Source organism: Faecalibacterium taiwanense (assembly GCF_036632915.2).
GTDB classification, from domain to species: Bacteria; Bacillota; Clostridia; order Oscillospirales; family Ruminococcaceae; genus Faecalibacterium; species Faecalibacterium taiwanense.
In genome coordinates, this window is sequence record NZ_CP155552.1 from 514,544 (window position 1) to 527,489 (window position 12,946).

A 12,946-nucleotide genomic window follows, 5' to 3' on the forward strand; every position below is an offset into this window, starting at 1 on the left:
TGATTCAGAAAAGGAAGCGTCACAGATGTTTGATATCATTACCGACAGCGCATGCGACCTGACGCTGGACACTGCCAAACAGCTCCAAATCGAGGTCGTGCCCTTCTATGTCTCGCTGGACGGCGAGCACTACCGCAAAGAAGGCAAGGAGATCGCCGTGCGGGACTTCTACCAGTTCATGGTGGACAACCCTTCGGCCTACCCCAAAACCAGCCTTGCTTCCATTGAGGACTTTGAGCAGGCATTCCGTGCCCATGCTGCTGCTGGCCGGGATGTGCTGTGTCTGGTGTTCACCAGCAAGATGAGCGGCTGTGTGGGCAGCGCCCGCAATGCCCGGGATCTGGTGCTGGAAGATTTCCCCGATGCACGCATTGAGGTCATTGACAGCGCGGCGGCTACCGTTACCGAGTCCACCATGGTGGAAAACGCCGTGGCCATGCGGGACGCAGGCTGCACGCTGGACGAGACCGTGACATGGCTGGAAGCAGAGAAAGCTACCAACCAGATCTTCTTCACGGTAGGCAATCTGGACTATCTCATTAAGGGCGGCCGCATTGGCAAGGTGACGGGCCGTGCAGCCAACATGCTGGGCATCAAGCCGATGATCCTGTTCAAGGATGGCGAGATCTTCTCCGGCGGCGTGGCACGCGGCCGACAGAAGAGCTTTGAAAAAGCGCTGGAACAGCTGATGAACTATCTGGATGCCCACGGCGGCACCCCGGACGACTACCGCATCACCGTAGGCTACGGCTACGACGAAGAGGAAGGCAAGCGCCTGTGGATGCAGACCCGCGCGGCCCTGCGTGCAAAGTACCCCGGCGCACAGTGCGAAGTGGGCCTGTTGCAGATCGGCTGCACCATTGCCGTGCACACCGGCCCCTATGCGCTGGGCATGGGCGTGATGCGCCGCTGGAAAAAGCAGGGCTGAGATCACATTATATGAATTTTTGAACTCCAGAAAATCTATGGATTTTTTGGGGTTCTTTTTTTAGAGCAATGCTTCCCATACAGAGCGTATTCGAGTGGAACAGATTTCTTGACTTTTATGCAATTCTTCTCCACCGGATAAGTTCTCTTTTGCGTGCCAAAAGAGAACCAGAAAGGACGGCGGTGCCCGCAGGGCATGAAAGCCCCAGTGGGGCTTTTAAGCCGCAGACCGGTTTGCGCAGCAAATGCCGCGTGTTCAGCGCGGCAAGGTCTCCGCTACTTTCGAGGCGCGGGAGGCGGCGGGTTGCGGCTCCCTGCGTCTGCTTCGTGCCTTGCGTGGCACTCGCATCCTGCAGGCCGCTGCCCCAACAGCTCCTCCCTGTTTCGGCCGCTGGCCGCGGTCGTCGCCGTTGCAAACTAAGGGCTGCTCGCCCTTAATAATCCCAAAGCGGATGGGCTCCATACAAAAAATCCAAGTCGCTGCGCTAGAGGATTTTTTGTGTTGCGCCGATTTTAAGTCGCTTACGCGACGAACGGTATGGCAAGGCTGCGTGTTTTTTCTAGCAAAAATTATGATTTGCAAACTTTTTATGAACCCTATTGACAAAGTGGGAAAACAGGAGTATAGTTTTAGCAGTCGAACAGATAGAGTGCTAAAACGAGTAAAACCAGTTCGGCAGGAGGTGCTTGAAACCGTGAAACAACTGAAGAATAGCCGCTGCTTCCCGTTCGGCAGCATCTCTGCACCGGGCTTTTAGCAGATGACTATCGTGTCCGCTAAAATAAACCTTCCGGTATGAATGGAGGCTTGACTTTATGAATACCAATCAATATACACAGAAAACGCTGGAGGCTCTGCAGGCTGCGCAACAGCTGGCTGTGGAGTACCAGCACAATCAATTGGAACCTGAACATCTGCTGCACGCCCTCGCTTCGCAGGAGCAGGGCCTGATCCCGCAGCTGCTGCAGAAGCTGAATGTTGATCCCGGCAGCTTTTCTGCCGCCGTGGCTGAAAAGCTTTCGGCTTTGCCCCGGGTCTCCGGCTCCGGCCGTGACCCCGACAAGGTCTATATCTCGCAGGCTGCCGATAAGGTGCTCAGCGCCGCCGCCCGAGAAGCCAAGGCCATGAAGGACGACTATATCAGCGTGGAGCATGTGTTCCTGGGTCTGCTGGACGAGCAGACCCAGAACACCACCGAGTTGTTCCGTGCGTTCAGCATCACGAAAGATAAGTTCCTGCAGCAGCTCACAGCAGTGCGCGGCAACCAGCGCGTCACCAACGACAATCCCGAGGAGACCTACAACGCCCTGCAGAAGTATGGTCAGGATCTGGTAGACCTTGCCCGCAAGCAGAAACTGGACCCCGTCATCGGCCGTGATCAGGAGATCCGCAACGTGATCCGCATCCTGTCCCGTAAGACCAAGAACAACCCCTGCCTGATCGGTGAGCCCGGCGTTGGCAAAACCGCCATTGCAGAGGGCCTTGCACAGCGGATCGTGCGCGGCGATGTGCCCGAAAACCTGAAGGACCGCATCGTGTTCAGTCTGGACATGGGCGCTCTGGTGGCCGGTGCAAAGTACCGCGGCGAGTTCGAGGAGCGCTTGAAGAGCGTGCTGAACGAGGTGAAGAAGAGCGAGGGCAAGATCATCCTCTTCATCGATGAGCTGCACACCATCGTGGGTGCCGGCAAGACCGATGGCGCCATGGACGCAGGCAACCTGCTCAAGCCCATGCTGGCCCGGGGCGAGCTGCACTGCATCGGTGCCACCACGCTGGACGAGTACCGCCAGTATATCGAGAAAGACCCCGCTCTGGAGCGCCGCTTCCAGCCGGTACAGGTGGATGAGCCCACCGTGGAGGACACCATCTCCATCCTGCGCGGCCTGAAGGAACGCTACGAGGTGTTCCACGGCGTGAAGATCAACGACAGCGCCCTGATCGCCGCTGCCACCCTTTCCGACCGCTATATCACGGATCGTTTCCTGCCGGATAAGGCCATCGACCTTGTGGATGAAGCCTGCGCCATGATCAAGACCGAGATGGACAGCATGCCCAGCGAGATGGACGATCTGGCCCACCGCATCACCCAGCTGCAGATCGAGCAGGTGAGCCTGAAAAAGGAGACCGATGCCCTGAGCCAGAGCCGCCTGAAGGATCTGGAAAAGGAGCTGGCCGAGCTGCAGGACAAGTTCCGCAGCATGAAGGCAAAGTGGGAGAACGAGAAGAACGCCATCGGCAAGGTGCAATCCCTGCGTGAGCAGATCGAGCAGACCAATGCCGACATTGAAAAGGCTCAGCGCGAGTACGACCTGAACAAGGCTGCTGAGCTGAAATACGGCAAGCTGCCCCAGCTGCAGAAACAGCTGGAAGAGGAAGAGAAGATCGCCGCCGCCAAGAAGGAGGACAGCCTGCTGCGTGACCGCGTGACCGATGAGGAGATCGCCCGCATCGTGGCCCGCTGGACCGGCATCCCGGTGGAGAAACTGGTGGAGGGTGAGCGCGAGAAGCTGCTGCATCTGGACGATGTGCTGCACCAGCGGGTCATCGGTCAGGACGAGGCTGTGACCAAGGTGAGCGAGGCCATCCTGCGCAGCCGCGCCGGTATCGCCAACCCCAACCGCCCCATCGGCAGCTTCCTGTTCCTCGGCCCCACCGGCGTTGGCAAGACTGAGCTGGCCAAGGCACTGGCACAGGCCCTGTTTGACGACGAGCGCAACATGGTGCGAATCGATATGACCGAGTATATGGAGAAGTTCAGCGTCAGCCGTCTGATTGGCGCGCCTCCGGGATACGTCGGTTACGAAGAGGGCGGCCAGCTGACTGAGGCTGTGCGCCGCAAGCCCTACAGCGTGGTGCTGTTCGATGAGGTGGAAAAAGCCCACCCCGATGTGTTCAACATCCTGCTGCAGGTGCTGGACGATGGCCGCATCACCGACAGTCAGGGCCGCACCGTGGACTTCAAGAACACGGTCATCATCCTCACCTCCAATCTGGGCAGCGACATCATCCTGAACGATCTGGAGCAGCGCCGTGCCAACGGCTCCAACGAGCTGAGCGAGGAAGCAAAGCACCAGATCGACCAGCTGCTGAAGAGCAAGTTCCGCCCCGAATTTCTGAACCGTCTGGATGAGATCGTCTACTACAAGAGCCTGACCAAGGACGAGATGCGCAGGATCGTGGATCTGCAGCTGCAGAATCTGCGCAAGCGCATGGACGAGGGCAAGCACCTCAAGCTGGAGGTCACCACCGCTGCCAAGGACTTCATCATCGATTCTGCTTACGACAGCGTCTATGGTGCACGTCCCATCAAGCGGTTCATCCAGAGCCGCGTGGAGACCCTGATCGCCAAGGCCATCATTCAGGGCAGCTATACCGAGGGCAACACCCTGACGGTAGACTGCGAGAATGGCGCTTTGACCCTGCGATAATGTAAATTTTACCTGTTCTGTACGGACTTTGCGGCAAGAAAGCTTGCACCACCGTACAGAATATGGTATGATTACAAATAACATTGATGTGCTTTTCATCGCGGAACAGCAACGATGGGGAGCACATTTTTGTATACGGAAAGAACTCCTTCCGTCATCGCGCGGCAAGGCTCCCTCTTTGAGGGAGCTGGCTGCGAAGCAGACTGAGGGAGTCTGTTCTTTAATAAAAACAGAAAGTTGAGTGTGATTTCCCTTTTTATGGACGATGGCAGTATTACGCTTTTGGCGGCGCTGATCATTCTGGTGGCATTTTCCGCCTTTTTCTCCGCCTCTGAGACCGCATTTTCTTCCCTGAACCAGATCCGCCTGAAAAGCCGCGCCGAGGACGGCGATTCGGCAGCAGCCCGCGTGCTGGCTATGTCGGAAAAGTACGACAAGCTGCTCTCCACCATCCTCATCGGCAACAATATCGTCAACATTGCCGCAGCATCCATTGGCACAGTGCTGTTCACCCGCCTGCTGGACCCGGAGCGGGGCGCGACGGTGTCCACCTTCGTGCTGACCATTGTGGTTCTGATCTTTGGCGAGGTGACCCCCAAGAGCCTTGCAAAGGAGATGCCGGAGACGGTTGCCACGGCGGTTTCGCCCTTTTTGAACCTGCTCATGATCCTGTTCACCCCGCTGACCTGGCTGTTCAGCCAGTGGAAGCGCCTGCTGGGGCATTTCATCCGCAGCACCGAGGAGGACACCATCACTGAGGGTGAGCTGATGACCATGGTCAGCGAGGCCGAGAACGACGGCGAGCTGACCGACCGGGAAAGCCAGCTCATCCGCAGCGCCATTGAGTTCGACGATGTGGAGGTGGAGGAGATCCTCACGCCCCGCGTGGATGTGATCGCGGTGGAGGACGATCTCTCGCTGGATGAGGTGGCCGATACCTTTGCGGAATCGGGATATTCCCGTCTGCCCGTCTACCACGGCACCATTGACAACATCATCGGTGTGGTACATGAAAAGGACTTTTACCTTGGCCGTCTGCGCAAGGATACCACGCTGGAAGACCTTGTGAAGCCCACCCTTTATACCACCGGCTCCACCCAGATCTCCCAGCTGCTGCGCACCCTGCGCGAGCAGCACCATCACATGGCGGTGGTGGTGGACGAGTACGGCGGTACCGAGGGCATCATCACGCTGGAAGACATTCTGGAAGAGCTGGTAGGCGAGATCTGGGATGAGCACGACGAAGCGACCGAGGACTTCCGCAGGCAGTCGGACGGCAGCTGGATCGTGCTGGGCAGTGCCGGTGTGGACGACCTGTATGAGAGGCTGGGCCTGCCGGAGGATGAAGATATCGATTCCAATACGGTGAACGGTCTGGTGCAGGAAAAAACCTGCCATCTGCCCAAGGTGGGCGACCGGTTCACGCTGGGCGAGTACGACGGTGTCGTTACCCGCACGGCCAAGCGCCGCGTGACCGAGGTGCGCCTGACCCCGGCGGAAAAGCCGGAACCGAAGAAGGAAGAAGACGAAAAGCCGCACTTCAACCGGCTGACCAATAAGTAAATCTAAGGGAGGATGCCGTTTTCCAATACGGCCCTATCCTGTGAAAAAGCAAACTCCGGCAGACCGCAGTCTGCCGGAGTTTGCTTTGTAAAAATAATTGTTCCGCTGAATATGGCTAGAGCAAAGCGGAAGCCATTAAATGGTTTTGCTTTCCGCCTGCAGATAGGTATACAATGCTCCCACCTGATTGGCTTCGCTGCTGAAATGGCAGGGCACGATCTCGCAGCGGGGCAGACCGATCATGTAGGGTGATTCCCCACGGGAAGCAAACAGCCCGGCATATACCCGGCGCAGATCGTCCAGCAGCAGCGGCTGCTTGCTGATGCCGCCGCCGATGGCTACCTTTTCCACATCCAGCAATACGGTCAGGTTGTAGATCTGCACGGCCACCATCTTGCAGAACCGTTCCAGCACTTCCAGCGCTTCCGGCTCGGCGGCATTGGCGGCATCAAAAAAGAGTTTACCGTTCATGGGGGCATCGGCGGGCAGGCCTTTGCGGGCACGGTACCACTTGAGCAGGTATTTGGTGCTGCACTGGCAGGCCATGGTTTTTTCGGTATTCTCCCACTCGTCGGCGTTGGTGTTCACAAAGCTGTACTCTCCGGCGGTAAAGTGAACGCCGCGCACCAGCTGGCCATTGGCAATGATGCCGCCGCCCACGCCGGTGCCGATAATAAATACTGCCGCATTGCAGCAGCCCTGCAAGGCACCGGCCCGCAGCTCTGCAATGGCTGCAGCCTTGCCGTCGTTTTCCAGCGTGACACGGCAGCCGCATCTTTCGCGCACCAGCTGCCCCACCTGCGTGCCGGTGTTGTACAGAAGTGCCCCGCCGTTGGAGACATAGCCGGTGTTGGCATCCACAAAGCCGGGCAGCGCCATGGCGATACCGTCCACTTCATCCTTATGCGGTGCATACAGAGCGTATATTGTGTCGAGAAAATGCTCCTGCGTATCCTGCGGCGTGGGCACGGAACCGGCATCGAAACGGTTCATCTGCTCGTCCATGACCGAATATTTGATCTCGGTGCCTCCTACGTCAAAAACCATGACCTTCATTGCTGTTCCCTCCGCAAAGCTGATCTTCTTCCTTATTATGGCAAATGCGTGCAAAAAAGTAAAGCCATCCGCAACATGCCGCGAATAGCTTTACTTTAATTTAGAGCTTGCTCAGCTGCGGGCCCTGTGCGGTGTCCTTGACCGCCCAGCCCAGTTCGGTCAGCTGTGCACGGATGGCATCGGCAGTGGCCCAGTCCTTGGCCTTCTTGGCGGCGGCACGCTTCTCTACCAGCTCGGTCACCTCGGCGGGCACCTCGTCCTTCTTGCGGTTGTACAGCAGGCCCAGTACGCCGGTGATCTCGTCGAACGCAGCGGCGGCGGTCTGCAGGGCATCCTTGGAGGAAACAGCCGACAGCGTGTTGATCTCCTTGACCAGATCGAACACGGCAGCCAGTGCATCCGGGGTGTTCAGGTCATCGTCCATGGCAGTGCAGAACTTGGTGCGGGCCTCGGCAGCCTTTTCCTTCAGAGTCTCGTCGGTGCCAAAGGTGTTCTTGGTCAGGGCAAAATCCAGATTCTCGCGGCAGGTGTACAGGCGCTCCAGGCTGTTCTTGCAGCTTTCAATGAGGTCCACGGTGTAGTTCAGCGGCATCCGGTAGCCTGCGGTCAGCATGAAGTAGCGGATGGGTTCGTAGCCGTAGACATCCGCCACGTCCCGCACGGTGAAGAAGTTGTGCAGGCTCTTGGACATCTTCTGATTGTCCACGTTGATGAAGCCGTTGTGCATCCAGTAGCGGGCAAAGGTGCAGCCGTTGGCGCACTCGCTCTGTGCGATCTCATTCTCGTGGTGGGGGAAGATCAGGTCCTGACCGCCGCAGTGCAGATCAATGGTCTTGCCCAGATGGGTGCGGCTCATGGCACTGCACTCGATATGCCAGCCCGGACGGCCCATGCCGTAGGGGCTCTCCCATGCAGGTTCACCGGGCTTTGCGGCCTTCCACACGGCAAAGTCTGCGGGGTCCTCCTTCAGGTCGTCGTCCATCTGGCTGCGCAGCTCACGGTTGCCGCTCTCCAGATCGTCCAGCTTCAAATGGCTCAGCTTGCCGTACTCGGGATCGCTCTTCACCCGGAAGTACACATCGCCGTTCTTGGCAACATAAGCGTGGCCGGAGTCGATCAGATCCTTCACGATATCCAGGATCTGCTGGATGTGCTCGGTAGCCCGGGGCTGGACGGTGGGCTTTTTGCAGTTGAGGCCGGCGGCATCCTTGAGGTACTCGGACTCAAAGCGCTGAGCGACCTCCTTCATGGAGGTGCCCTCTTCCTGTCCCTTCTTAATGAGCTTATCGTCGATATCGGTGATGTTGGAAACATAGAACACCTTGTTGCCGCGGTACTCAAGGTAGCGGCGCAGGGTATCGAACACGATCAGCGGGCGGGCGTTGCCGATGTGGATATAGTTATAAACGGTAGGGCCGCAGACATAGATGCGGTATTCACCGGGCACCTGCGGCACGAATTCTTCTTTCTGGCGGGTCAGCGTATTGAAAATCTGCATGGCTGTTTCTCCTTTTTTACTTTTTTCATTATAACGGTGTACAGAAGGGAAGTCAAGAAAAAACGACCGCTCCCGGCGCATTCTGCACACCGGAAACGGTCGTTTTTCAGATCAGGAGCTTAGCCGGGATACCGGCTCACTTCCAGCAGCTCTTCTGCACGCTTCACCTGCTCCGCGGTGGGCGGCACGGCATCCGGCAGTGGATAAGGGATGCCCAGCTTCTGCCACTTGAACAGGCCTAGCGTGTGGTAGGGCAGCACCTCCACCCGCTGCACCGTTTTCAGGCTGCGGATAAAGTCTGCGGTTCTGCGCAGGCCCTCCTCGTCGTCGGTCAGGCCGGGCACCAGCACATGCCGGATCCACAGCGGGATGCCGAGGTCAGAAATATGCCGCGCCATCGCAAGGATGTTGGCATTGTCTTTGCCGGTGAGCTGCCGGTGGCGTTCCGGGTCGATCTCCTTCAGGTCGAGAATGACCAGACTGGTGGACTTCATCAGCCGGTCGAAACCGGCCAGATAATCCGGGTCATCGGGCCGGAAGGGCTGCCCGGCGGTATCCAGAGCCGTGTGCACGCCTTTGGAGCGGGCCAGCTCGAAGAATGCCGTCAGGAACTCCATCTGGCGCAGCGGCTCGCCGCCGCTGACCGTGATGCCGCCCTTTTTGCCCCAGTAGTTGCGGTAGCGGTAGACCCGCTGGAACAGCTTTTCTGCCGTCCATTCCTCGCCGCCCTCCGCAGCCCACGTTTCCGGGTTGTGGCAGTATTTGCACCGCAGGGCACACCCCTGCAAAAACACCACAAAGCGCACACCGGGGCCGTCCACAGAGCCGAAGGATTCCAGCGAGTGGACATAGCCGATGGGGTTACAGGGCTGCATGGCAGGTGCGGGAGATAACGTCCATCTGCTGCTCGCGGGTCAGGTCGATGAACTTGACGGCGTAGCCGGAGACGCGGATGGTGAAGTTGGCGTACTCCTCCTTCTCGGGGTGCTCCATGGCATCCAGCAGCTTCTCCTTGCCAAAGACGTTCACGTTCAGGTGGTGTGCGCCCTGATCGAAGTAGCCGTCCATGACCTGTACCAGATTCTCCACCCGCTCGCCTTCGCTGTGGCCCAGAGCGTCCGGGTTGATGGTCTGGGTGTTGGAGATGCCGTCCAGTGCCCAGTGGTAGGGCAGCTTTGCCACCGAGTTCAGGGAAGCCAGCAGGCCGTTCTGCTCTGCGCCATAGCTGGGGTTTGCACCGGGAGCAAACGGGGTGAATGCGGCACGGCCGTCGGGCAGAGCGCCGGTGTACTTGCCGTACACCACGTTGGAGGTGATGGTCAGGATGGAGGTGGTAGCCTCAGAGTTGCGGTAGGTGTGGCGCTTCTTGATCATTTCAAGGAAGGTGCGCAGCAGCCACACGCCGATCTCGTCGGCGCGGTCGTCGTCGTTGCCGTACTTGGGGAAGTCGCCTTCGGTCTCAAAGCCGGTGGCAAGGCCGCACTCGTCACGCACTACCTTCACCTTGGCGTACTTGATGGCGCTCAGGGAGTCGATGACGTGGGAGAAGCCTGCAATGCCGGTGGCAAAGGTGCGGCGCACGTCGGTGTCGATGAGGGCCATCTCGGCTTCCTCATAGTAGTATTTGTCGTGCATATACTGGATCAGGTTCAGCACATTGACGTACAGGCCAGCCAGCCAGTCCAGCATCTGGACATACTTGGGCAGCACCTCGTCGTAGTTCAGGTACTCGCTGGTGATGGGGGCATAGTTGGGGCCGCACTGCTCGTGGCTCTTCTCGTCCACACCGCCGTTGATGGCGTACAGCAGGCACTTGGCAAGGTTGGCGCGGGCACCGAAGAACTGCATCTCCTTGCCGGTCTGGGTGGCAGACACGCAGCAGCAGATGGAGTAATCATCGCCCCACACGGGCTTCATCACGTCGTCGTTCTCGTACTGGACAGAGCTGGTATCGATGGACACCTTGGCGGCATATTTCTTGAAGCTCTCCGGCAGGGCGGAGGAGTACAGAACGGTCAGGTTCGGCTCCGGTGCGGGGCCCATGTTTTCCAGCGTGTGCAGGAAGCGGTAGCAGTTCTTGGTGACCATGCTGCGGCCATCCATGCCGATGCCGCCCACTTCCAGCGTTGCCCACACGGGGTCGCCGGAGAACAGCTGGTTGTAGCTGGGGATGCGGGCAAACTTGACCATGCGGAACTTCATGACCATGTGGTCGATCAGCTCCTGAGCCTGGGTCTCGGTCAGGGTGCCGTTGTCCAGATCGCGCTGGATGTAGATATCCAGGAAGGTGGAGATGCGGCCCACGCTCATGGCAGCGCCGTTCTGGGTCTTGATGGCGGCAAGATACCCGAAATACAGCCACTGGCAGGCCTCCTTGGCGTTCTTTGCAGGCTGAGAGATATCATAGCCGTAGGCCTCGGCCATCTTCTTCATGCCCTTCAGGGCACTGATCTGGCGGGCGATCTCCTCGCGCAGGCGGATCACGTCGTCGGTCATGGTGCCGTCGCCGCAGTTGGCAAAGTCCTCCTGCTTGAACTTGATCAGTGCATCGATGCCGTACAGGGCCACGCGGCGGTAGTCGCCCACGATGCGGCCGCGGCCGTAGGTGTCCGGCAGGCCGGTGATAATGTGGGTGTGGCGGGCCGCCTTCATTTCAGGGGTGTAGGCATCGAACACTGCCTGATTGTGGGTGCGGGTATAATCGGTAAAGATCTTGTGCAGCTCGGCGCTGGGCTGGTAGCCGTAGGTGGTGCAGGCCTGCTCTGCCATCTTGATGCCGCCGTAGGGCATGAAGGCGCGCTTGAGGGGCTTGTCGGTCTGCAGACCCACGATCTGCTCCAGATCCTTCAGGCTTTCGTCGATATAGCCGGGGCCGTAAGCGGTCAGGCTGCTGACCACTTCGGTCTCCATATCCAGCACGCCGCCCTTGGCGCGCTCGGCCTTCTGCAGCTTCTGCAGGGCCCCCACAGCTTGTCGGTCGCCTCGGTGGGGCCGGCCAGAAAGCTTTCGTCGCCGTCATACGGGGTGTAGTTCTTCTGGATGAAGTCGCGCACATTGACTTCTTCTTTCCAGATGCGGCCCTCAAAGCCTTCCCACTGTTCAAAATTGATCATTGGAACCTCCTTGCTCCATTACGCAGTTAGCGCTTTCTAACTAATGAGCCTTTGAAAAACCGCTCTGTATGGCGGCTTTCTGGGGGCAAAACGGTCTTGAACTGCCGACTGCGGCAGCCCCAACTACAAGGTGTAGACAAAAATGAAAACCTGCCCACAAAATCTTGCGTTATTATAATAGCAAGAACCACTTTAAAATGCAATAGAAAACAAGTGGGTTTTCTTCCAAAGCAAAGGGCTTTCTTTGGGCAGAATGTAGAAAAAGCGCCGAAATCCCGGCGGTGCACCTATTTTGCGAAAAAAATCGCAAAATAAGGGTTGACAAGACTAACCGGCTGTGGTATTCTGTTCTCGCAACGAGGTTAGACAAATCTAACCACGTTGCACCAGAAAAGCGGAAGCCTCTGCAAGGGCTTCTGCGAAAACCGGATCCGCCATGGCAGAGCTGCGGAGCTGTGTCAGGTGATCCCCAAGTTTGTCGTGGCGAGGCCACTCCATCTTGCTTACGCAAGACCGCTTTGTGGCTTAAAAGCCCCACTGGGGCTTTCATTGCTGCGCAAACGCCAATTCCTCCATTCCATTCTCTTTTTTCAAGTGAGCTGTGGTTTTAGTTTGCTCCCACGGCTCGATGCGCGGCATTCGGTGTGATTGGTACCGCACCAAGTGCAAAAGAAAAACAAAAACGGGACATGCAGCTTGACCACCTGCGTGCCCCGTTTTTTGTTTTTATAAGGGAAACGACCCTCTCAGCCGCCTGCGGCGGCAGCTCTCCCGAAGGGCGAGCTTCATGCGCAAGTACGGAAAGATACTACTTTTGGTTTGAAGAAAAACGTTTAAGCCAGATGCAAAGAAGCTCCCCCTTTCGGGGGAGCTGGCATCGCTCAGCGATGCCTGAGAGGGTTTACTTCACGATCTCCGCCAGCTTTTGATACACTTCCTCCGCGCCGCCTTTGGGCGCTTTGACCTTTACGAACTGGCTGTTCACGATGGCGGTGCCATCGGAGTAGACGGTGAACAGGAGTTTATTGTTCTCGGCATCATCGTAATAACTCACAGTGACGGAATCCACTGGGTATTCGTGGCTGTAGGAGGAATACTGCTGGTTGAACCGCTTGACACAGGTAAGGCCGGAAAGCACGTTTGCGATCTGCTGATAGGCAGGGTCGTCGGCAGAAAGCAGCTGAACATCCATCTCTGCGGAGCGGGCAAAGTTCTGAATGTGCTCCACCCGGACACTGGCCTGTGTGCTGGCCTCGATGCTGGATGCAAGATCGATCTTTGCGGAAGGAAAGATCAGCACCAGTGCAAGCAGCACTAAAATGACAATGCCGAACCGGGACAGGATGCTCTTATCTTTCAT

Annotated in this window: 7 protein-coding genes and 1 pseudogene; 3 read left to right on the forward strand and 5 right to left on the reverse strand. The window is 57.8% G+C overall.

Translation table 11 applies throughout. From position 1 onward, the window contains the following. Positions 1–25: 25 nt before the first annotated feature. The 3 genes from PXT33_RS02435 to PXT33_RS02445 all read left to right on the forward strand — a co-directional run bounded on the left by PXT33_RS02435 (position 26) and on the right by PXT33_RS02445 (position 5,919). Complete coding sequence (locus tag PXT33_RS02435) at positions 26–928, forward strand: DegV family protein (protein WP_005943906.1); 903 nt, start codon at positions 26–28, stop codon at positions 926–928. An 815-nt stretch (positions 929–1,743) separates the two neighbouring features. Then, positions 1,744–4,356 (forward strand): ATP-dependent chaperone ClpB, encoded by a 2,613-nt coding sequence (gene clpB / locus PXT33_RS02440; protein WP_332375877.1) that lies wholly within the window; start codon positions 1,744–1,746, stop codon positions 4,354–4,356. A gap of 258 nt (positions 4,357–4,614) precedes the next feature. Continuing rightward, positions 4,615–5,919 carry an HlyC/CorC family transporter gene (locus PXT33_RS02445; protein ID WP_005943918.1) on the forward strand — a complete coding sequence of 435 codons (1,305 nt, stop codon included), beginning with the start codon at positions 4,615–4,617 and terminating at the stop codon, positions 5,917–5,919. A gap of 135 nt (positions 5,920–6,054) precedes the next feature. Here PXT33_RS02445 and PXT33_RS02450 read toward each other — a convergent pair whose 3' ends face one another. The 5 genes and pseudogenes from PXT33_RS02450 to PXT33_RS02470 all read right to left on the reverse strand — a co-directional run bounded on the left by PXT33_RS02450 (position 6,055) and on the right by PXT33_RS02470 (position 12,946). Further along, the gene (locus PXT33_RS02450) at positions 6,055–6,975 is read right to left on the reverse strand and encodes an ROK family protein (protein WP_044953953.1); all 921 of its coding nucleotides are present in this window, start codon (positions 6,973–6,975) and stop codon (positions 6,055–6,057) included. A 100-nt stretch (positions 6,976–7,075) separates the two neighbouring features. Beyond that, entirely contained in the window at positions 7,076–8,473 is a 1,398-nt protein-coding gene (cysS, locus tag PXT33_RS02455) for a cysteine--tRNA ligase (protein ID WP_332375878.1), read from the reverse strand. A 119-nt stretch (positions 8,474–8,592) separates the two neighbouring features. Further along, on the reverse strand, positions 8,593–9,348 hold the full coding sequence (gene pflA, locus PXT33_RS02460; protein WP_005943928.1) for a pyruvate formate-lyase-activating protein: 756 nt from the start codon (positions 9,346–9,348) through the stop codon (positions 8,593–8,595). Further along, positions 9,335–11,586 (reverse strand): annotated as a pseudogene (gene pflB, locus PXT33_RS02465) (formate C-acetyltransferase). Before pflB ends, pflA begins: the two are co-directional and overlap by 14 nt. Before the next feature lie 901 nt (positions 11,587–12,487). Then, positions 12,488–12,946, reverse strand: coding sequence for a hypothetical protein (locus tag PXT33_RS02470; RefSeq protein WP_332375880.1), 459 nt, complete (start codon positions 12,944–12,946; stop codon positions 12,488–12,490).